The 21,431-nt window shown below is 64.3% G+C and carries 16 protein-coding genes and 1 pseudogene; 10 read left to right on the forward strand and 7 right to left on the reverse strand.

What is annotated here, in order from left to right:
* The first annotated feature begins 256 nt into the window (after positions 1-256).
* A complete protein-coding gene (locus ACZ9GA_RS17165; protein WP_457361557.1) occupies positions 257-2,287 on the forward strand; it encodes a mechanosensitive ion channel family protein in 2,031 nt (676 codons plus the stop codon).
* An 88-nt stretch (positions 2,288-2,375) separates the two neighbouring features.
* On the opposite strand, the gene ACZ9GA_RS17170 is transcribed toward ACZ9GA_RS17165, so the two are convergent.
* Together ACZ9GA_RS17170 and ACZ9GA_RS17175 are read right to left on the reverse strand one after the other, a co-directional pair.
* Positions 2,376-2,951 carry a methyl-accepting chemotaxis protein gene (locus ACZ9GA_RS17170; RefSeq protein WP_476227639.1) on the reverse strand — a complete coding sequence of 192 codons (576 nt, stop codon included), beginning with the start codon at positions 2,949-2,951 and terminating at the stop codon, positions 2,376-2,378.
* Positions 2,928-3,755 (reverse strand): annotated as a pseudogene (locus tag ACZ9GA_RS17175) (PAS domain-containing protein); the annotation flags it as partial. The gene ACZ9GA_RS17170 and the pseudogene ACZ9GA_RS17175, both read right to left, overlap by 24 nt.
* On the opposite strand from ACZ9GA_RS17175, the gene ACZ9GA_RS17180 reads away from it, so the two are divergent.
* Complete coding sequence (locus ACZ9GA_RS17180) at positions 3,726-4,091, forward strand: hypothetical protein (protein ID WP_457361556.1); 366 nt, start codon at positions 3,726-3,728, stop codon at positions 4,089-4,091. The pseudogene ACZ9GA_RS17175 and the gene ACZ9GA_RS17180 sit on opposite strands and share 30 nt — an antisense overlap.
* Here ACZ9GA_RS17180 and ACZ9GA_RS17185 read toward each other — a convergent pair.
* Positions 4,088-5,011 (reverse strand): hypothetical protein, encoded by a 924-nt coding sequence (locus ACZ9GA_RS17185; RefSeq protein ID WP_457361555.1) that lies wholly within the window; start codon positions 5,009-5,011, stop codon positions 4,088-4,090. The genes ACZ9GA_RS17180 and ACZ9GA_RS17185 overlap by 4 nt on opposite strands.
* Positions 5,012-5,259: 248 nt before the next feature.
* On the opposite strand from ACZ9GA_RS17185, the gene ACZ9GA_RS17190 reads away from it, so the two are divergent.
* A complete protein-coding gene (locus ACZ9GA_RS17190) occupies positions 5,260-5,754 on the forward strand; it encodes a DUF1003 domain-containing protein (protein ID WP_457361554.1) in 495 nt (164 codons plus the stop codon).
* A 105-nt stretch (positions 5,755-5,859) separates the two neighbouring features.
* Here ACZ9GA_RS17190 and ACZ9GA_RS17195 read toward each other — a convergent pair whose 3' ends face one another.
* The 3 genes from ACZ9GA_RS17195 to ACZ9GA_RS17205 are packed head-to-tail and all read right to left on the reverse strand — an operon-like array spanning position 5,860 to position 8,266.
* Complete coding sequence (locus ACZ9GA_RS17195; RefSeq protein WP_457361553.1) at positions 5,860-6,732, reverse strand: metal ABC transporter substrate-binding protein; 873 nt, start codon at positions 6,730-6,732, stop codon at positions 5,860-5,862.
* An 8-nt stretch (positions 6,733-6,740) separates the two neighbouring features.
* Complete coding sequence (locus tag ACZ9GA_RS17200; protein ID WP_455925730.1) at positions 6,741-7,601, reverse strand: metal ABC transporter permease; 861 nt, start codon at positions 7,599-7,601, stop codon at positions 6,741-6,743.
* Positions 7,601-8,266, reverse strand: a complete 666-nt coding sequence (locus ACZ9GA_RS17205) for a metal ABC transporter ATP-binding protein (RefSeq protein ID WP_457361552.1) — start codon at positions 8,264-8,266, stop codon at positions 7,601-7,603. The genes ACZ9GA_RS17200 and ACZ9GA_RS17205 overlap by 1 nt, the downstream gene beginning before the upstream one ends.
* A 234-nt stretch (positions 8,267-8,500) precedes the next feature.
* On the opposite strand from ACZ9GA_RS17205, the gene aroQ reads away from it, so the two are divergent.
* The 6 genes from aroQ to ACZ9GA_RS17235 all read left to right on the forward strand — a co-directional run bounded on the left by aroQ (position 8,501) and on the right by ACZ9GA_RS17235 (position 16,048).
* The gene (aroQ, locus tag ACZ9GA_RS17210) at positions 8,501-8,938 is read left to right on the forward strand and encodes a type II 3-dehydroquinate dehydratase (RefSeq protein ID WP_455925728.1); all 438 of its coding nucleotides are present in this window, start codon (positions 8,501-8,503) and stop codon (positions 8,936-8,938) included.
* 331 nt (positions 8,939-9,269) lie between these two features.
* Positions 9,270-10,358: an enoyl-CoA hydratase/isomerase family protein gene (locus ACZ9GA_RS17215; RefSeq protein ID WP_457361551.1), complete on the forward strand. Its 1,089-nt coding sequence runs from the start codon at positions 9,270-9,272 to the stop codon at positions 10,356-10,358.
* 228 nt (positions 10,359-10,586) lie between these two features.
* Positions 10,587-11,750 carry an isovaleryl-CoA dehydrogenase gene (locus ACZ9GA_RS17220; RefSeq protein WP_457361550.1) on the forward strand — a complete coding sequence of 388 codons (1,164 nt, stop codon included), beginning with the start codon at positions 10,587-10,589 and terminating at the stop codon, positions 11,748-11,750.
* Between the two features lie 13 nt (positions 11,751-11,763).
* Positions 11,764-13,371 carry a carboxyl transferase domain-containing protein gene (locus ACZ9GA_RS17225; protein WP_457361549.1) on the forward strand — a complete coding sequence of 536 codons (1,608 nt, stop codon included), beginning with the start codon at positions 11,764-11,766 and terminating at the stop codon, positions 13,369-13,371.
* A 2-nt stretch (positions 13,372-13,373) separates the two neighbouring features.
* On the forward strand, positions 13,374-14,180 hold the full coding sequence (locus ACZ9GA_RS17230; protein ID WP_457361548.1) for a gamma-carboxygeranoyl-CoA hydratase: 807 nt from the start codon (positions 13,374-13,376) through the stop codon (positions 14,178-14,180).
* A complete protein-coding gene (locus ACZ9GA_RS17235) occupies positions 14,177-16,048 on the forward strand; it encodes an acetyl/propionyl/methylcrotonyl-CoA carboxylase subunit alpha (RefSeq protein WP_457361547.1) in 1,872 nt (623 codons plus the stop codon). Before ACZ9GA_RS17230 ends, ACZ9GA_RS17235 begins: the two co-directional genes overlap by 4 nt.
* A gap of 864 nt (positions 16,049-16,912) precedes the next feature.
* Here the strand turns inward: ACZ9GA_RS17235 and ACZ9GA_RS17240 are convergent.
* Positions 16,913-20,368, reverse strand: a complete 3,456-nt coding sequence (locus ACZ9GA_RS17240) for an indolepyruvate ferredoxin oxidoreductase family protein (RefSeq protein ID WP_457361546.1) — start codon at positions 20,366-20,368, stop codon at positions 16,913-16,915.
* 154 nt (positions 20,369-20,522) lie between these two features.
* On the opposite strand from ACZ9GA_RS17240, the gene ACZ9GA_RS17245 reads away from it, so the two are divergent.
* Positions 20,523-20,990 (forward strand): Lrp/AsnC family transcriptional regulator, encoded by a 468-nt coding sequence (locus ACZ9GA_RS17245; protein WP_008368989.1) that lies wholly within the window; start codon positions 20,523-20,525, stop codon positions 20,988-20,990.
* Positions 20,991-21,431: the final 441 nt, after the last annotated feature.

A 21,431-nucleotide genomic window follows, 5' to 3' on the forward strand; every position in this document is an offset into this window, starting at 1 on the left:
AAAAATGCAAGCCCTGCGGCCGCGTTGCCTGTGACGCCGCCTTCGGCAGCTGCTACAGGGGCCTGCGTAGCAGCAACTGTCTTGAAACCGCGTCGTCTGCATCGCGACCAAGGTCGGCTCCTACGCCGTCCGTGGTAGGAGCCGGCCTTGGCCGCGATGAAGACGACGCGGTCGCATGGCAGGCGAACTTGCGCGGCTTTTATTGATCAGTTCCTAAGACCCCTGTCGGCAAGCAAGGAGAAACCGGGTGCTATCCATGAAGGCCAAGTCAATTCTGCTATGGGTTCTGGGCCTTGTGCTCAGTGTCAATCTGGGGCTCGCCACGGCGGCCACCGCACCGGCCGCGGCACCCGCGCCGGCGAAACCGGAGGTGCTGGTGCAGGGTGGCCTGCTCAGCACCCTGTCCTCGGGCATTGATGATGTGCAGGACAGCCTGGACCTGGACGGCCACCTGGTGGACAACTGGCGCCTGCGCGCCGACCGCGCCGCCGATGAGGTGGGCGACCTGGTCAGTCAGCATTCGGCCCGCTCGGCCGCAAGCCTTGTCGGCGACTTCGCCCTGCTGACCCTGTGCTGGGTGGGCATTTTCGGGGTGCTGAGCGTGCTGGGCCGGCTGATTGCCCGACGCGCCGCGCGCCAGCGCTTCATCCACCAGCGCCCTCGGGTGCAAGGGCTGCTGGAATACCTGCTGCCCTACACCGTACCGGCGCTGATCAGCCTGCCGCTGACCCTCACCATCAGCCACAACCTGGACGGCTCGGTGGCCCGCGCCCTGGCCCTGTGCCTGGCCTACGCCACCAGCAGCGGCCTGGTGTCCAGCTCGGTGATCCTGTGCCTGATCGTGCTGTTCGACGCCGGCCACCGACGCACCGCGGTGCGCATCCTGCGTCGACGCGGGCCACGGCGGCTGTTCGTGATCGGCTTCCTGGCGGCGTTGGGCGATGCCCTCAACAGCCCGCAGATCGCCCGCCAGCTGGGCGGCAACATCACCTCGACCCTGGCGGTGGTGTGCGGCCTGCTGGCCACCCTGGCCTTCGCCGTGCTGGTGATCCGCATGCGCCGCCCGGTGGCGCACCTGATCCGCGACCGCTCGCTCAAGCAGCGCCTGGAGCACCGCGCCGTGCAAGAATCGCTGCGGATTTTCTCCGGGCTTTGGTACCTGCCTATCCTGCTGATGATCCTGGTGTCCATGGTGCACCTGATCGGCGCGGGGGCCGAAAGCCAGCGCGCCCTGCAAAGCGCCCTGCTGACCACCCTGCTGCTGGTGGGCACGGTGTTCCTCAGCACCTTGCTGCAGCACCTGTTCCGCCCCGCCGAGGACGCGCCGCGCCAACGCCTGCGGCCCTATGTGGAATTGCTGCGCAACCTGGCCCACGCCCTGTCGCGCATCGTCATGGCGGTGGCGTTCATCGAGTTGCTGGGGCGCATCTGGGGCGTATCGATCCTCACCTTCGCCGCGCAAAACAGCGTGGGTCGGGCCATCAGTGACTCACTGAGCAGCATCGGCCTGATCCTGTTGGTGACCTGGTTGCTGTGGGTGGTGATCGACACCGCCATCCAGGAAGCCCTGAAACCGGCGGTAGGCAAGCGCGCCAGCCGTGAGCCCAGCACCCGGGTCAAGACCATCCTGCCCATGCTGCGCAACGCCACCAAGATCGTCCTGGTGGTGATCTGCGCCATCACCACCATGGCCAACCTGGGCATCAACGTTGCGCCGCTGCTGGCCGGTGCCGGGGTGGTGGGCCTGGCCATCGGGTTCGGCTCTCAGCAACTGGTGCAGGACGTGATCACCGGCCTGTTCATCCTGATCGAAGACACCATCGCCATCGGCGACTGGGTGGTGCTGGACTCCGGCCACGCCGGCACCGTGGAAAGCCTGACCATCCGCACCCTGCGCCTGCGCGATGGCAAGGGCTTCGTGCACTCGGTGCCGTTCGGGCAGATCAAGGCGGTCACCAACCAGTCACGGCAGTTTGCCTATGCGTTTTTCTCGGTGCAGGTGAGCTATGACAGCGACATCGACACCGCGCTGGAGCTGATCCGCGAAGCCGGGCGTTCAATCAGCGAGGACATTGTGCTCAAGCACAACCTGCAGGGGCCGTTGCAGGTGTTTGGGGTGGACAGCATGAACCTCAACGGGATATCGCTGACCGCGCAGTTCCGCACCATTTCCGGCGGGCAGTATGGGGTGAACCGGGCGTTCAACGAGCGGTTGAAGAAGCTGGTGGATCAGAGTGGTAACGTAAGGTTTGCGCAGTATGTGCAGCCGTTGGTGGCGGCCTCCTGATACGGCGTCGTCTGCATCGCGCCCAAGGGCGGCTCCTACACAGCTCGGCGTAGGAGCCGCCCTTGGGCGCGATGCAGGCGACGCGGTATCAACCCTGATCCCCGGCAAACACACTCACCGCCTCGACCGCACGGCTGGCCCCATCGCAAATCTGCACAATCACCTCCCCCGCCTGATCCGCCAACTCCACGCTGCGCCCAGCCTGATGCCGGGTGGCATCCATGCTGGCAATCGCCGAGCGCGTCTCCTGCTGGATACGCTCGATCATCGCCGAAATCTCGGCCGTGGAGCCGCTGGTGCGCCCCGCCAGTTGCCGCACTTCATCGGCCACCACGGCAAAACCGCGCCCCATGTCCCCGGCCCGCGCCGCTTCGATGGCGGCGTTCAAGGCCAGCAAATTGGTCTGGTCGGCAATGCCGCGAATGGTGTTGACGATGGTGCTGATCTGCTCGGAGCGCTCGCCCAGGTGCCCGAGGATCTGCGAGGAATGGTCGATGTTGCTGGCGATCTCGCGCATCTGCCCGGCCGCCTGGTGAATCACCTCGGTGCCCTGCTCTGCCACGCGCCGGGTGTCGCGGGAAATGTGGTAGGCGCGGGCGGCGCTCTGGCCGTCTTCGGTCTGCTTGAGGATACGCGCGGTGATGTCAGAGGCAAACTTGACCACCTTGCCGAGTTTGCCGTTGGCATCGTACACCGGGTTGTAGGTGGCCTCCAGCCACAGCACCTGGCCGCGCTTGCCCACGCGCTCGAACTGGCCGCTGAAGAACTCGCCCTGGTTCAGGCGCCGCCAAAAGTCGTGATAGGCCTTGTCATTGGCCTGGCCGGGCGGGCAGAACAGGGAGTGGTGCTTGCCTTTGATCTCGGCCAGGGTGTAGCCGGTCAGGCGCAGGAAATTGTCGTTGGCGCTGAGGATGCGGCCATCGGGCTCGAACTCGATCACCGCCATGGCACGGTCGATGGCATGCAGCTTGCCCTGGGACTCGTTCTCGCACTGCACCCGCGCCGTCACGTCGGTGGCGTACTTGACCACCTTCACCACCCGCCCCTCGGTGTCGCGCACGGCGTTATAACTGGCCTCCAGCCAAATCATCCGCCCGTGGGCATCGACCCGCTGGAAGGTTTCGGCGATGAACTCACCGGCCTTGAGGCGCGACCACAGCTGCCGGTATTCGGCGCTGCGCACATACTCGGGGCTGCAGAACAGGCGGTGGTGCTGGCCCAGCACCTGATCGGCGCGGTAACCCAGGGTCTTGAGGAAGTTGTCGTTGGCGCGCAGCACCACGCCTTCCAGGTCAAATTCCACTACCGCCATGGAGCGCTCGATGGCGGCCAGCAGGCTGTCCTGTTGAGCCAGACGGTGTTCCAGGTCGGCATTGGCCTGCCGCAGGTTTGAGTTGAAGAACATGGTCAGCATCTCGTGTGCGCAAGGTTGAGGATAATGCTCGACCTTGAGCAGACAGACGTACATGTCGAGCGCTGGCCCCTGGGGCCACTGCAGCGTCGTGTCATTGATGTATTGTTATTCGTCAGGATGGCAAGTGATATCAAAGTGCCAACACCCTGGGCTGATCCTAGCCAAGACTGCCGCAAAGCTCAATATCCCCACAAAAATAAATGGTACGCCCGTCCCGTACCCGCTGCCGCCAGGTTGCGGCATGAAAAACCGCCCCGTGCCATGGGCAGGGGGCGGTTGGGTGCGGCGGACGGCGATCAGTGCATGAACAGCGCGATCAGGATAATGACCGGAATCGGCACACCGAGGAAAAACAGCAGTAATGAGCGCATGGTGATTCTCCTGAATTAACGGATGGGGGCCGTGGCGGTGTAAGGCACCGGCTGGACGATGATCACGGCGTCACGACGACGGCCACCGTAGGTCGCAGCCAGGCTGGCGAAGAAGGCACCGATGAGCAGCGTGATGAACATCCACAGCGAGGCGTAGGCCGCGGCCTTGCTGGCAGCGTCGGCAGCTTTCTGCGCAGCGACCTTGGCGTCTTCAACGGCTTGGCGAGCCTGACCGTAGACCTGATCGACGCGCTGCTGGGCTTGCTCGGGGGTCAGGTTGGTACGCTGAGCGACCAGTTGGGCCAGGTAGGCACGGTCTTCGGCGCTCAATTGGCCACCGTTGCCGATGGTACGGGCGAACACGCGGGTTACCTGGGCATGCGCAGCGTCATCGGTGACGGCAACAGGACGGTCGTCACGGAACAGGGTGTCGACGAAATAGCCAAAGTAATCGTTGTTGCCTGAGGCCTGGGCACCGGCCGACGCGCTGGCGGCGGTCACGGCACCGGAGGCCACGCTGGCACCGGCTTGAACGCCGCCACTGACCACGCTGCTGACCGAACCGACGACCAATGTGGCCGTTACCAGGGTGGCAACTGCCCATGCCAGGAAGCCATGGGCGGTATCACGAAAGTACACTTCATCGGTATGCACGGTGGCCCATTTGACCCGCAAGCGCCCGGCCAGATAGCCGCCCATGCCGGAAGCAATGATCTGCGTCAGCGCCAACCACACGATGGCGCCTACGCCCAGCGCCTTGGCGCTGGCGCCCTCCCCGGCCCACGGTGACACGGCGGAAAAGCCCAGGCCGAAGCCCAGCACGACCAGAATCAGCGATAACGCGGCGGCGGCGGCGGCCCCGGCGAATATCGCTGCCCATGAAACGCCCGAGTGGTTTGACCCCTCGGCGGCAGTAGCAAGTTCAGCGTTGGTGTTCATTATTGTGGTGCTCCTGGCAAACAGTCAGTAAGTCATGCACTAGGAGTAGTGCACCTGGCATGCCAGCGGCGACGGAAATTTGTTGTCTTTTAATTCAAGCACTTACTAACGGGGACTAAGAAAGCGTCATGCAAACTGCATGATCGGCCTTGCAGGCGGCAGGCGTAATGCATCACTCACGGCTTCATGATGCCCGCGCCGGGGCTGTGCTTAGATGGGGTTTGAGCCCTTTAGCTGCTGGAGCCCCCATGTCTTCCTCCCTCAAAGACCACCTGCGATTCCATCGCGAGCACGCCCACCTCAACACCACGTTCGGCAATGACACCTTCGCGCTGAAGGCCGAAGCGTTCGCGCGCTTCTTCGGCACGCCGACGTTTCTGGGGGCTCAGACATTGGTGGTGGCGTTGTGGGTGTTGGCCAACGTCACGGGGCTGACCACGTTCGACGTGTACCCGTTCATCCTGCTGAACCTGGCGTTCAGTTTGCAGTCGGCGTATGCGGCGCCGTTGATTCTGCTGGCGCAGACCCGCCAGGCGGCGCGCGACAAGGCGCAGTCGGAGGCGGATGCGCTGCATCGAGAGGATTTGGCCAAGGCCAATGTCGAGCGTCAGGAACGGGCGGAGAAGAACACGGCGCTGCTGTTGCAGCTGATGGACCAGAACACCCAGCTGACCGAGACCACCCGCCAATTGACCGAGCGGGTGGAAATGCTGACCCAGCAGATCCACGCCAAGCTGGTGTAGCGTGCGCCTGTAGCCGCTGCCGCAGGCTGCGCTGGCCAGTGTGAACCCTGGAGATCTTCAGCGCGGCATGGGGCCAGCGCAGCCTGGCGGCAGCGGCTACAGGGGTCAGTCCTTCAGGGCTTTGCCCAGGGTCTCGATGTTGGCGCGGTAGAAGCCCAGGTAGGTGCTGGCCGGGCCCGTGGCGGTCAAGGCATCGGAATACAAGGTGCCGCCAATGCGTGCCCCACTCTCCTCGGCAATCTGCTTGAGCAACCGCGCATCCTCGATGTTCTCGATAAACACCGCCTTGATGTGATCGGCGCGAATCTGCCGAATCAGGGTCGCCACTTCACCGGCCGATGGTTCGCGCTCGGTGTTCAACCCCTGCGGCGCCAGGAACTGGATGCCGTAGGCCTGGCCCAGGTAACCAAAGGCATCATGGGAGGTGACGATGCGGCGGTTGCCCTCGGGCAGGCTGTCGAAGGTCTGCTTGGCCACGGCCAGCAAGGCGCGGATCTGCGCCACGTACAGGTCATGGTTGCGCTGGTATTGGGCGGCATGGGCCGGGTCGACCTGGGTCAGGCCGCGCAGGATATTGCCGGCGTACACCTCGGCGTTGGCCAGGCTGTTCCAGGCGTGCGGGTCGGGCACGGTCTGGCCTTCTTCGTCCAGGGTACGCGGCAGCACGCCCTGGCTGGCCTTGATGACCTTGGCGGTGGTTTCGCTGCTGGTCACCAGGCGGTCCAGCCACGGCTCGAACGACAGGCCGTTCTCGATGATCAGGTCGGCCTGCTGCACATGGCGGGCGTCATCGGGCGAGGTTTCGTAGACGTGGGCGTCCTGGTCGGGGCCCACCACGTTCTCGACCTGGATGTAATCGCCGCCGATCTGCCGGGTCATGTCGGCCAGGATGCTGAAACTGGTCACCACCCGGACTTTGTCGGCGGCCTGGGCGAACACGGGCAGCAGGATGGACAACAGGACAATCAACGCACGCATGGTCTGACTCACTGAGGAATGGGCGAACCGTCACGGCGCAGCACGCCATGCACCGGGCCGAACAGCACGGACAACAGGTAGCCGGCACCGGCCACCACGACAATCGCCGGGCCACTGGGCAGCGACAGGTAATAAGAGACCAGCAGGCCCAGCCACACCGACACCGAGCCGATCAGCGCGGCGCACAGCAGCAGCACCGGCAGGCGGCGGCTCCAGAAGCGCGCGGCAGTGGCCGGCAGCATCATCAGGCCGACCATCATCAACGCGCCGATGGCCTGGAAGCCCACCACCAGGTTCAGTACCACCAGGCCCAGGAACAGGCCGTGGGCCAGCGGGCCGAAACGGCTGACGCTGCGCAAAAACAAGGGGTCGAGGCTGTCGAGCACCAGCGCCTTGTAGATCAGCGCCAGCACGGCCAGGCTGCCGATGGCCACCCAGACCATGGCGTCCAGGGTGGTTTTGTCCACCGCCAGCGCCGAGCCGAACAGCAGGCCCAGCAGGTCCAGGCGCTTGCCGGCCAGGCCCAGGATCAACACCCCCGAGGCCAGGGAAATCGGGTAGATGGCCGCAAGGCTGGCGTCTTCACGCAGGCCGGTGTTGCGGCTGATCCACGCCGCCAGGCCGGCCACGGCGAGCCCCGCCGTGAGGCCGCCCAGGGTCAGGGCCGGCAGCGACAGGCCGGCGATCCAGAAACCGGTGGCGGCGCCCGGCAGAATGCCGTGGGCGATGGCGTCGCCGATCAGGCTCATGCGTCGCAGTACCAGGAACACGCCCAGGGGCGCGGCGCTGGCCGCCAGCAGCAGGCCGCCGAACAGGGCACGGCGCATAAAGGCGAATTCAACGAAGGGTTGCCACAGGTGCGCGAGCATCAGGCCACCTTGCGCAGGCTGGCGCCGGCGATCAGGTGGGTGCTCTGGTCCAGGCGGCAGCCTTCGGGGGCGATCAGCAGGCATTGGTCGATGCGCTCACGCACCGCCGCCAGGTCATGACACACCAGCACCAGCGTGCGGCCCTGGTGGTGCCATTGCAGCATCTGCTGCCACAGCAAGGTCTGGCTGGCCTCGTCAAGGCTGGCATCGGGTTCGTCCAGCAACAGCAACGGCGCCTCGGTCAAACTCAAACGCGCCAGCAGTGCCCGCTGCAGTTCGCCGCCCGACAGCGCTTGCAGGTGGCGGCTTTCCAGGCCGTCCAGGCGCCAGTCATCCAGGGCCCGGCCCAGGCGCACACGGCGCTCGACGCGGGACAGGCGGCTGCCCCAGAAACCACCACTGACCAATTCGCCCAGGCTGATCGGGAACTGGCGGTCGATGGCCTGTTGCTGCACCAGGTAGCCGATGCCACCGGTGCGTGCTTCTACCTTCAGGCTACCTGCCAAGGGCCGCTGCAAGCCGGCGATGCACTTGAGCAGGCTGCTTTTGCCGCAGCCATTGCCACCGATCACGGCGGTCAGGCTGCCGGTGGGCAGGTGCACGTCCAACGGCGGGGTCAGCGGGCGCGCGGCCGGGCCCCATTGCAGGTGTTGGCAGGTGATCAAGGGCGGCCCCCTGTGACAAACGGGGAAAAGGTGACGGGCAATGGCATGGTCTGGGACAGTGTCGGCGGGCAATGCTGGTTATGATATAACATCTTTCGCCCTCCCAGATGAAAAATCTGTCATCCCTCCGACGGTTCGTATTGCCGTGCGTTTCCCGTTATCCTGAGCGCCGTTCGCGCGCTGCGCCTGCACCTGCTGTATGCAACCTCGCCTGCCCATTACAAGGAACACACAATGTCCAAGATCATCCTGGTACTCAATGGCCCCAACCTGAACATGCTCGGCCTGCGCGAGCCGACCGTGTACGGCCACGAGACCCTGGCCGACGTCGAAGCCATGGCCACCCGCCGCGGTGAAGAGCACGGCTTTGCCGTGGAATGCAAACAGACCAACCACGAAGGCGTGATGATCGACTGGATTCATCAGGCCCGTGGTCGCGTCGCCGGCATCGTCATCAACCCTGGCGCCTGGACCCACACCTCGGTGGCCATCCATGACGCGCTGATCGCCTGTGAAGTGCCGGTGCTGGAAGTGCACATCTCCAACGTGCACAAGCGCGAATCGTTCCGCCACCACTCGTACGTGTCGCTGGTGGCCGTGGGCGTGATCGCAGGCTTCGGTACCCAGGGCTACACCCTGGCCATCGACCGCTTCGCGCAGTTGCTCAAGTAACCCTGACGCAACACCGTAGCCGCTGCCGAAGGCTGCGCCGGCCCTGTGCCACGCCGGAGATTTTCAGGATTCTCACCGGCCAGCGCAGCCTGGCGGCAGCGGCTACGGTATTGCTGTGGCTTCATCAGGTGCAGCCGCCATGGCTGCGCCGCTCTGGAAACCGCTCACGGCCGCAGCTGTTCTCGTTATTTATCCACGCCTTGGGCCGCTGCGCCCAACATCCCTGACGCACTGTCGGGATCACGTCTATGCTGTGCAAGGGCACCCCGAAACCGGCGGCCTTCAGCCCGCGCAAGCCATTGGAATTCATGACAATAACAGGGAGTACGCGATGACCGCATCGGTGTTTGGCACCCGCAATCCGACGTTCGGCACTTTGGATCAGCAGGTCATCGGTGAGGTACGCAACCATATAGGTCACCTCACCCTCAATCGCCCGAACGATCTCAACGCGCTCAACCTGGACATGGTCCGCACCCTGCGCGCCTACCTCGACGCCTACGCCAGCGACCCGCACATCCACGCCGTGATGCTGCGCGGCAGCGGCCGTGGCTTCTGCGCCGGCGGCGATATCCGCTGGCTGTACGACACCTACATCGACGGCACCCAGTGCCACGAAACCTTCTTCACCGAGGAATACGCCCTGGACCTGTGCCTGCACTACTACCGCAAGCCGGTGGTGGTGCTGATGGACGGCTACACCCTGGGCGGCGGCATGGGCCTGGCCCAGGGCGCCGACCTGCGCATCGTCACCGAGCGCAGCCGCATCGGCATGCCCGAAGTTGCCATCGGCTATTTCCCGGACGTGGGCGGCAGCTACTTCCTGCCGCGCATCCCAGGCGAGCTGGGCATTTACCTGGGTGTCACCGGCAGCCAGATCCAGGCTGCCGACGCCCTGTACTGCGGCTTGGCCGACTGGTACGTGGACAGCGCCAAGCTGGCCACCCTGGACGAACGCCTGGACAAAATCAGCTGGAGCGACAACCCGCTCAAGGACCTGCAGGGCACCTTGGCCAAACTGGGTGTGCAGACCCTACCCGATGCCCCGCTGGACCGCCTGCGCCCAGCCATCGACCACTTCTTCGCCCTGCCCGACATCGCCAGCATGGTCGAGCAGTTGCACCAGGTCACGGTTGCCGACAGCCACCTGTGGGCCGACGCCACGGCGCAACTGATGAAACAGCGCTCGCCGCTGGCCATGTCCGTTACCCTGGAGATGCTGCGCCGCGGCCGCCACATGAGCCTTGAGGATTGTTTTGCCATGGAGATGCACCTGGACCGCCAATGGTTTGCCCACGGTGATCTGCTGGAAGGCGTGCGGGCGCTGCTGATCGACAAGGATCAGCAGCCGCGCTGGCGGCCCGCGCACCTTGGGCTGTTGGAGCGTAAGCAGATCGAGCAGTTTTTCGAAGGGATCTGACCGATTTCAAGATCGCATCGGCGTCTTTGTAGCAGCTGCCGAAGGCTGCGTCGCAGGCGGCGCGGTGTGTCAGCCACTGCGCGGCGTCCGTGACGCAGCCTTCGGCAGCTGCTACAGGGGCGACTTCCGTACAGCTTGCCACTGAGTTGACAGTTTTCGACCGCAGGCTTACGTTAACGTAAAGGTAAGCACAAAACCCACAAGAACAATCAACGACAAAGGCCACCCATGCGCTATCCGACCCTGAATTTCGCCCTGGGCGAAACCATCGACATGCTGCGTGACCAGGTGCAGGCGTTCGCCGCCGACAAGATCGCCCCTCGCGCTGCGCAAATCGACCGCGACAACCTGTTCCCCGCCGACCTGTGGCGCCAGTTGGGCGACATGGGCCTGCTGGGCATCACGGTACCGGAGGAGTACGGCGGCGCCGGCCTGGGCTACCTGGCCCACGTGGTGGCCATGGAAGAAATCAGCCGCGCCTCGGCCTCGGTGGCCCTGTCCTACGGCGCGCATTCCAACCTGTGCGTCAACCAGATCAACCGCAACGGCAGCCATGAACAGAAGCTCAAGTACCTGCCCAGGCTGATCAGCGGCGAGCACGTCGGCGCCCTGGCCATGAGCGAGCCCAACGCCGGCTCTGACGTGGTGTCAATGAAACTGCGCGCCGACAAGCGCGGCGATCACTACGTGCTCAATGGCAGCAAGACCTGGATCACCAACGGCCCCGACGCCAACACCTACGTGATCTACGCCAAGACCGACCTGGACAAGGGTGCCCACGGCATTACCGCCTTCATCGTGGAACGCGACTGGGCCGGTTTCACCCGCAGCCCGAAATTCGACAAGCTGGGCATGCGCGGCTCCAACACCTGCGAGTTGTTTTTCGACGACGTGCAGGTGCCAGAGGAAAACATCCTCGGCGTGCTCAACGGCGGCGTGAAGGTGCTGATGAGCGGCCTGGATTACGAGCGCGTGGTGCTGTCCGGCGGCCCCACCGGCATCATGCAAGCCTGCATGGACCTGGTGGTGCCCTACATCCATGACCGCAAGCAGTTCGGCCAGAGCATCGGCGAGTTCCAGCTGATCCAGGGCAAGGTCGCCGACATGTACACCCAGCTCAACGCCAGCCGCGCCTACCTGTATGCCGTGGCCCAGGCCTGCGAGCGCGGCGAAACCACGCGCAAGGACGCTGCCGGGGTGATCCTGTACAGCGCCGAGCGCGCCACGCAGATGGCCCTGGAGGCCATTCAGATATTAGGCGGCAACGGCTACATCAACGAATTCCCCGCCGGCCGCCTGCTGCGCGACGCCAAGCTCTACGAGATCGGTGCCGGCACCAGCGAAATCCGGCGCATGCTGATTGGCCGTGAACTGTTCAACGAAACCCGCTGACGGAGCGCGCCCCATGGCTATTCTGCACACCCGGCTATCGCCTCGCGCCGCCGACTTCATCGCCAACCAGGCGGCCATGCTCGAACAGGTCCAGGCCCTGCGCAGCCTGCTGACCCAGGTCCACGAAGGCGGCGGCGCCAAGGCCCAGGCGCGCCACACCGCGCGCGGCAAGCTGCTGCCGCGCGAGCGCATCAATCGCCTGCTCGACAGCGGCTCGCCCTTCCTGGAAATCGGCCAACTGGCCGCTCACCAGGTGTACGACGAAGCCGTGCCGGCTGCGGGCGTGATCGCCGGCATCGGTCGCATCGAAGGCGTGGAATGCATGATCATCGCCAACGACGCCACGGTCAAAGGCGGCAGCTACTACCCGCTGACGGTGAAAAAACACCTGCGCGCCCAGGCCATCGCCCAGGAAAACCGCCTGCCGTGCGTGTACCTGGTGGACTCGGGCGGTGCCAACCTGCCGCGTCAGGACGAGGTGTTCCCGGACCGCGAACACTTCGGCCGCATCTTTTTCAACCAGGCCACCATGAGCGCCCAAGGCATTCCACAGATCGCCGTGGTGATGGGTTCGTGCACCGCAGGCGGCGCCTACGTGCCGGCCATGTCGGACGAAACCATCATGGTCCGCGAACAGGCGACCATCTTTCTTGCCGGCCCGCCGCTGGTCAAGGCTGCCACCGGCGAGGTGGTGACTGCCGAGGCACTGGGCGGTGCCGACGTGCACTGCAAAGTCTCGGGGGTGGCCGACCACTTTGCCAACGACGATGAACACGCGCTGGCCATCGCCCGCCGCTGCGTGGCCAACCTCAACTGGCGCAAGCAGGGCCAGTTGCAGTGCCAGACGCCGAGCGCCCCGCTGTACCCGGCCGATGAGCTGTACGGGGTGATTCCGGCGGACGCCAAGCAGCCATTCGATGTGCGCGAAGTGATGGCCCGCCTGGTCGATGGCTCGGTGTTCGATGAATTCAAGGCGCTGTTCGGCACCACGCTGGTGTGCGGTTTTGCTCACCTGCACGGCATGCCGATCGCGATTCTGGCCAACAACGGCATTCTCTTCGCAGAAGCGGCGCAGAAAGGCGCGCACTTCATTGAGCTGGCCTGCCAGCGCGGCATTCCCTTGCTGTTCCTGCAGAACATCACCGGCTTCATGGTGGGCCAGAAATACGAAGCCGGCGGTATCGCCAAGCACGGTGCCAAGCTGGTGACGGCCGTGGCCTGCGCCAAGGTGCCCAAGTTCACGGTGATCATCGGCGGCAGCTTCGGCGCCGGCAACTACGGCATGTGCGGCCGCGCCTACGACCCGCGCCTGCTGTGGATGTGGCCCAACGCACGCATCGGCGTGATGGGCGCCGAACAGGCTGCAGGCGTGCTGGTGCAGGTCAAGCGTGAGCAGAGCGAACGCGCCGGTGGCCGCTTCAGCGCCGAGGAGGAAGCGGCGCTCAAGCAGCCCATCCTCGAACAGTACGAGCGCCAGGCCCACCCCTTCTATTCCAGCGCCCGGCTGTGGGACGACGGCGTCATCGACCCGGCCCAGACCCGCGACATCCTCGCCCTGGCCCTGTCGGCCGCGCTGAACGCGCCCATCGAAGCCAGCCGTTTCGGCATTTTCCGGATGTGATCATGAACGATTTCAGCACCCTCGAACTGCAGCACGACCCGCGCGGCTTCGCCACCCTGTGGCTGGCGCGCCCGGAGAAAAACAACGCCTTCAACGCGCAGATGATTCGCGAGCTGATCGTGGCTCTGGATGCGGTGGCCAGCGACGGCACCCTGCGGTTTCTGCTGATCCGCGCGCGCGGCAAGCACTTCTGTGCCGGCGCCGACCTTGCCTGGATGCAACAGGCGGCGCAGCTGGATTTCAACACCAACCTGGACGATGCCCGTGAGCTGGCCGAGCTGATGTACAGCCTGGGCAAGCTCAAGCTGCCGACGCTGGCGGTGGTCCAGGGGGCGGCCTTTGGCGGCGGCCTGGGGTTGATCAGTTGCTGCGACCTGGCCATCGGCGCTGAGGATACGCAGTTCTGCCTGTCGGAAGTGCGCATCGGCCTGACCCCTGCGGTGATCAGCCCGTTCGTGGTCAAGGCCATCGGCGAGCGTGCCACCCGTCAATACGCTTTGAGCGCCGAGCGCTTCGACGGCCGGCGCGCCCGCGAACTGGGGCTGCTGGCCGAGACTTTTGCTGCCCAGGATCTGGAGCAGCGTGTGGCGCATTGGATCGACACCCTGCTGCTCAACAGTCCGCAGGCGATGCGTGCCTGCAAGGAACTGCTGCGCGAGGTCGCACACGGTGAAACCACCGCTGCCGTGCGCCGCTATTGCGAGAACGCCATCGCTCGCATCCGCGTCAGTGGCGAAGGCCAGGAGGGCCTGCGCGCCTTCCTGGAAAAACGCCCGCCCGCCTGGCAAGCACAGGAGCCGCGCCCATGAGCATCCGTTCAATCGACACCCTGCTGGTGGCCAACCGCGGCGAAATCGCCTGCCGGGTGATGCGCACCGCCAAGGCCATGGGCCTGACCACCGTGGCCGTGCACAGCACCATTGACCGCGACGCCCGCCACAGCCGCGAGGCCGACCGGCGCGTGGACCTGGGGGGTAGCAAGGCCAGTGAGAGCTATCTGGATATCGACAAGATCGTTGCAGCGGCGCTGGGCAGCGGTGCCCAGGCGATCCATCCCGGCTATGGCTTCCTGTCCGAGAATGCGGCGTTTGCGCGCGCCATCGAGAACGCCGGGTTGATCTTTCTCGGCCCTCCGGCCAGCGCCATCGACGCCATGGGCAGCAAGTCTGCCGCCAAGGCGCTGATGGAAACCGCTGGCGTGCCGCTGGTGCCCGGCTACCACGGGCAGGCTCAGGACCTGGAGACGTTCCGCGCCGCCGCCCAGCGCATTGGCTACCCGGTGCTGCTCAAGGCCACGGCTGGGGGCGGCGGCAAGGGCATGAAAGTGGTGGAGCGCGAGGCCGAACTGGCCGACGCCCTGGCTTCGGCGCAACGTGAGGCGCAATCGTCCTTTGGCGATGCGCGCATGCTGGTGGAGAAGTACGTGCTGCAACCTCGGCACGTGGAAATCCAGGTGTTTGCCGATCAGCACGGCCATTGCCTGTACCTCAACGAGCGCGACTGTTCGATCCAGCGCCGCCATCAGAAAGTGGTCGAGGAGGCCCCTGCCCCAGGCCTCAGCGCTGAACTGCGCCAGGCCATGGGCGAGGCGGCGGTGAAGGCCGCGCTGGCGATCGGTTATGTGGGCGCGGGCACGGTGGAGTTTTTGCTGGATGCCCGTGGCGAATTCTTCTTCATGGAAATGAATACGCGACTGCAGGTAGAGCATCCGGTCACTGAAGCCATTACCGGCCTGGACCTGGTGGCCTGGCAGATCCGCGTGGCCCAGGGTGAGCCGCTGCCGATCACCCAAGCCCAAGTGCCCCTAGTGGGTCACGCGATTGAAGTCAGGCTGTATGCCGAAGACCCTGACAACGAGTTTCTGCCGGCCACCGGCACACTGGCGCTGTATGAAGAATCTGCGCCAGGCCTTGGGCGGCGGGTGGACAGCGGGGTTGCTGAAGGCGACAGCGTGTCGCCGTTCTACGACCCCATGCTGGGCAAACTGATTGCCTGGGGCGAAACCCGTGAGCAGGCACGGCTGCGTTTGCTGAGCATGCTGGACGAGTTTGCGGTGGGCGGCGTGCGTACCAACCTGGCGTTTTTGCGGCGCATCATCGGCCATCCGGCGTTTGCGGCGGCCGAGCTGGATACCGGGTTTATCCCGCGGCATCAGGCTGATCTGCTACCGCCGCCCTCCTCACTGCCCGAGGCGTTCTGGCAGGCCGCTGCCACCGCCTGGTTGCCGCTTGGTGACGGTGATCCATGGTCGTCATCTCGGGGCCTGCGCCTGGGGTTGCCGGCCGAAACAGTGGTGCATCTGCGTTGCCGCAATCAGCGCCAGGTGGTCCATGTGCAATGCCAAGCCGGCGCACCGAGCTGGCGCCGGGGCGATACCCTGTTCGTGCGGTGGGGCAGCGACGTCCACCCGGTCAGCTTGTTCGACCCCATCGCCGAAGCTGACGCCGACCACGGTCACCAGGGCAGCCTCAACGCGCCCATGAACGGCAGCATCGTGCGGGTGCTGGTGAGTGTGGGTGAACAGGTGGAGGCCGGTACGCCGCTGATCGTGCTGGAAGCCATGAAAATGGAACACAGCATTCGTGCACCGCACGCGGGCATTATCGGCGCCGTGCATTGCCAGGAAGGCGAGATGGTGACCGAAGGCAGCGTGCTGGCGGAGATGGCGGCCCCGTAGCCGCTGTGGGACCGGGTGCAGCTCGGGAAGGGGCAAACCAGCAAAATCGCGTCGCACCCTTCCCGAGCTTCGCCCGGTCCCACAGCAAGATGACTCCCGTACCCCTGTAGCCGCTGCCGCAGGCTGCGCTGGCCCCGTGCCCCGCTGAAGATCCACAGCGTAAACAAGGCCCAGCGCAGCCTGGCGGCAGCGGCTACAACCTTCGCTCAGCCCCACATTAGGATGACTACCGCAACCCTGTAGCCGCTGCCGCAGGCTGCGTTGGACCTATGCCCCGCTGAAGATCCACAGCGCACACAAGGCCCAGCGCAGCCTGGCGGCAGCGGCTACAACCTTCGCTCAGCCCCACATTAGAATGACTACCGCAACCCTGTAGCCGCTGCCGCAGGCTGCGTTGGACCTATGCCCCGCTGAAGATCCACAGCGCACACAAGGCCCAGCGCAGCCTGGCGGCAGCGGCTACAACCTTCGCCCAGTTCCACATTAGGATGACTACCGCAACCCTGTAGCCGCTGCCGCAGGCTGCGCTGGCCCTATGCCCCGCTGAGGATCTACAGCGCACACAAGGCCCAGCGCAGCCTGGCGGCAGCGGCTACAACCGTCGCTCAGCCCCACATTAGGATGACTACCGCAACCCTGTAGCCGCTGCCGCAGGCTGCGTTGGACCTATGCCCCGCTGAAGATCCACAGCGCACACAAGGCCCAGCGCAGCCTGGCGGCAGCGGCTACAACCTTCGCTCAGCCCCACATTAGCATGACTGCCGCAACCCTGTAGCCGCTGCCGCAGGCGGCGCTGGCCCTATGCCCCGCTGAGGATCTACAGCGTACACAAGGGCCAGCGCAGCCTGGCGGCAGCGGCTACGGTCATGCCGCTACTTCGTAGAGTTTGACTACTGCAGGCTCGCCATCGTGCAAGCATTGGCGCAAGCGCTGGGCCTCTTGCTCGGCGGCCGCCGCTGCTTTGTCCTTCACATGCCCATACCCACGAATCTGCTCCGGCAAACGCGCCAGGCTCAGCGCTGTGTGGCGGTTGGCTGGGGTCAGGTGTTCGAGGATCAGGGCAATATCAGCCTTGTACCCCTCGATCAACGCCCGCTCCTGGCGCCGCTCCTGGCTGTGGCCAAACGGGTCCAATACGGTGCCGCGCAGGAATTTGAACGGCGCCAGCAGCCCGAATGCCTTGAGCATCCACGGCCCAAAACTGCGTTTGCCCTTCTTGCCCAGCCACGACGGCGCCAGGTGAAATTCCAGGCGGTAATCGCCTTCGAATTGCCCCTGCAACTGACGGGTGAACTCACCGTTGCTGTACAACCGCGCCACTTCGTATTCGTCTTTGTAGGCCATCAGTTTGAACGCGTAACGTGCCACGGCTTCCGTCAATGCCAGGGGCTGGCCAGGAACCTGACGGCTCTCCGCTTCACGCACTTGCTTAACCAGCGCCAGGTACCGATCGGCATAGCCTTGGTTTTGGTAGTCACGCAAGGTCGCGGCGTTGGCTGCCAGGCGCTCATCGAGGGAAAGCTCCACGGGCACCTGAACCGCAGGTTTGAGCACGGCCTCCACTGCCTGCACATCATGGGCCGCCCTGCGCCCCCACATAAACGCCTGCTGATTGAGACCCACCGCCACGGCATTGAGCTCGATCGCCTTGTTGATCGCCTCAGCCGTCAGCGGGATCAGGCCCAGCTGGTAGGCATAGCCGAGCATGAACAGGTTGCTGGCGATGCTGTCGCCCAGCAGCCCTACCGCCAAGCGTGTGGCATCGACAAAGTGCGTCTTGTCGGCGCCCACCGCATCGCTGATCGCCTGGGTCATGGCCGCCGCCGGGAATTGCGCATCGGGGTCACGGGTGAACGCCGCCGTCGGGGTTTGCTGGCTGTTGATGACGGCGTGGGACTTGTCCAGGCTTAGCTTGGCCAAGGCATCCGGCCCAGAGGCCACCAGCAGGTCGCAGCCCAGCAGCAGGTCAGCATCACCTGCGGCAATGCGCACCGCAAACAGATCGTCCTGGCACGCCGCGACTCGAATGTGGGTGACCACGGGCCCGAATTTCTGCGCCAAGCCCGCCTGGTCCAGCACGCTGCAGCCCTTGCCTTCCAAGTTGGCCGCCAGGCCCAGCAAGGCGCCCACGGTGGTCACGCCGGTGCCGCCAACGCCAGGCAGCAGGATGTTGAAGGGCTTGTCCAGGCGCGGCAAAGTGGGCTCCGGTAGCGCAGCAAAGGCTTGGTCACGGCTGGGCAACCGCGGCTTGCGCAGCTGGCCGCCATGCACGGTGACGAAGCTGGGACAGAAGCCTTCCACGCAGCTGAAATCCTTGTTGCAGGCACTCTGGTCGATCTCGCGCTTGCGCCCTTGGGCGGTTTCCAGCGGCAGCACCGACAGGCACCCCGACTTCACCCCGCAGTCGCCACAGCCTTCGCACACCGCCGGGTTGATCAGGGCGCGCTTATTGAGTTCGGGCAGGGTGCCGCGTTTGCGCCGACGGCGTTTCTCCGTGGCGCAGGTCTGGTCGTAGATGATCACCGACACGCCTTTGAACTCGCGCAATTCACGCATCACCGCGTCCAGATCACGGCGATGGTGGAACGTAGTGATCGGTGCGAAGCCCGCCCGGCTGGGATATTTGTCCGGCTCGTCGCTGACCAGGGCAATGCGCTGCACGCCTTCATCGAACACCTGACGACTCAGCTGATCGACCCGCAAGATACCGTCGATAGGCTGCCCGCCAGTCATGGCCACTGCATCGTTGTAGAGAATTTTGTAAGTGATATTGACCCCGGAAGCGACCGCCGCACGCACGGCCAGGTGGCCAGAGTGGAAGTAGGTGCCGTCGCCCAGGTTCTGGAACACGTGGGCAGTTTCAGTGAAGGGCGCCTGGCCGATCCAGGTGACGCCCTCGCCACCCATCTGGGTGAAGGTATCGGTCTCGCGGTCCATCCAGATGGTCATGTAGTGGCAGCCGATGCCGGCCAGGGCGCGGCTGCCCTCGGGTACCTTGGTGGAGCTGGTATGCGGGCAGCCGGAACAGAAATGCGGGGTGCGCTGCACGTTGTGCAACGGCGCCTGCAAGGCCTGCTCCTTGTCCTGCAGGAAACGCAGGCGCGCTTCGATCTGCGGGCTGCTGTAGATTGGCGCCAGGCGCTTGGCGATGACCCGGGCGATCATCGCCGGAGTCAGCTCGCTGAGGTTGGGCAGCAATGAACGGCCCTGCTCGTCGAACTCGCCCACCACGCGCGGGCGCTTGTCCACCGGCCAGTTGTAGAGCTGGCCGGTAAGCTGGTCTTCGATGACGCTGCGCTTCTCCTCCACCACCAGGATCTCGTCCAGGCCCTGGGCAAAGTCATGCACCGACACCGGCTCCAGCGGCCAACTCATGCCGACTTTTAGCAGGCGGATGCCAACCTGAGCGCACAGCTCCTCGTCCAGGCCCAATTCGATCAAGGCCTGCCGCACGTCAAGGTAAGACTTGCCGGTGGTGATGATGCCCAACCGTGGCTGCGGCGAATCGAGCACCACCTTGTTGAGCTGATTGACGCGGGCAAAGGCCCGTGCGGCGTAGATCTTGTAGGTATTGAGGCGCGCCTCCTGGGCCAGCGGCGGATCGGGCCAGCGAATGTGCAGCCCGCCCTCGGGCAGTTCGAAGTCCTCGGGGATGCAGGTCTGCACCCGCAGCGGGTCGACCTCCACCACCGCCGAGGAGTCGACGTTCTCGGCAATGGTCTTCATTGCCACCCAGCAGCCGCTGTAGCGCGACAGTTCCCAGCCGATGATGCCGTAGTCGAGCATCTCTTGAACGTTGCTGGGGTTGAGCACCGGGATCATCGCCGCGATGAAGGCGTGCTCGCTCTGACTGGCGATGGTCGATGATTTGCAACCGTGGTCGTCACCGGCCAGCACCAGCACGCCGCCCTTGGGCGCCACGCCGGCCGAGTTGCCGTGCTTGAACACGTCGCCGCAACGGTCGACGCCCGGTGCCTTGCCGTACCACAGGGCAAATACGCCATCGTATTTGCCCTGGGGAAACAGGTTGACCTGCTGGCTGCCCCAAACGGCCGTGGCACCCAACTCTTCGTTGATGCCCGGCTGAAAATGGATGGCGTTCTTCTGCAGATAGTCACGCGCTTCCCACAGGCTTTTATCCAGATTACCCAAGGGTGAGCCGCGATAGCCGGAAATGAACCCGGCGGTGTTGAGGCCCAAGGCCTCGTCACGCTGCTTTTGCAGCATGGGCAGGCGCGTCAGCGCCTGGGTACCGGTGAGGTACAGGTGCCCGGTGGCAAGACGGTACTTGTCGTCCAGGCGGACGTCGGCTAGGGACATGCGGCACTCCTGTTATTTTTATGGTGGCCATAGACTCATCAGTCAGTGGCTAAAAATATGCCTTCAGGCGTGCGGCTTTTTCTTTCTAAATTCGGGCGTTTCTGCTGTTATGGCGCATGAACGTTTCGCTAAAAACAAGAAAAGGGAATTGATCATGCAGTCCAAGCTAAGCGCCCTCGACCGCCGGATTTTGCGCCTGATCCAGCACGACGCCGACCTGTCGGCCGCCGATATCGCCGAGCGGGTGGAGCTGTCGCAGTCACCGTGCTGGCGGCGCATTCATCGCATGCAGGAAGAAGGTGTAATCGAGCGCAAGGTGGCCCTGCTCAACCCGCAAAAGCTGGGGCTGAGCATGACGGTGTTCGTCAACGTCAAGCTGTCGGGGCATGGCCGGCGCTATCTGGCCGAGTTCGAAGAAGCGATCACCGGCTACCCGGAGGTACTGGAGTGCTACACCATGGCGGGCGGGATGGATTACATGCTCAAGGTGGTGGCCCAGGACATCGCGGCCTATGAACGTTTCCTGCGCGACCATCTGTTGCAGAAGCCGCATGTGCAGGAAGCGCATTCCAACATCGCCATGAGCGAAGTGAAACGCACCACCGAACTGCCGCTGGACTGAACGAGAAAAAATTCGACAGCACAGCGAGAAATCATTTGACTTGCAAATGATAACGATTATTATTGAGCCAACTGATCGCGAGATCGGTTGGGTAATCCGAAAGGCCTTAGGTCGGACTTTCGAATTATCTCCTCATCAGGCTAATCACGGTTTTTGACCCGGCTTTTTGCCGGGTCTTTTTTTTGGTTTCTTCAGGCTAATGAAGACGGGTGTTGCTTGAATTCGATGGCGCGCATGATAGCAAAGGACTCTTGCTGGTGAAAAGCGCCCATCGCTAATTTTCAGCTAGCAAATCAGCGATTTAGCGTAACAGATGGAACTTTACACTTGAGAATGACTCTCAAAGACATTAAGCTGCGGCCAGCGTCAGGGAAGACGCCCCCTCACGGATGCACTCGCAGCCCGCAATCGACCAGGCCCTTGGCGGCCAGGAGGACGTTT

The organism is Pseudomonas sp. TE3644 (genome assembly GCF_056278815.1).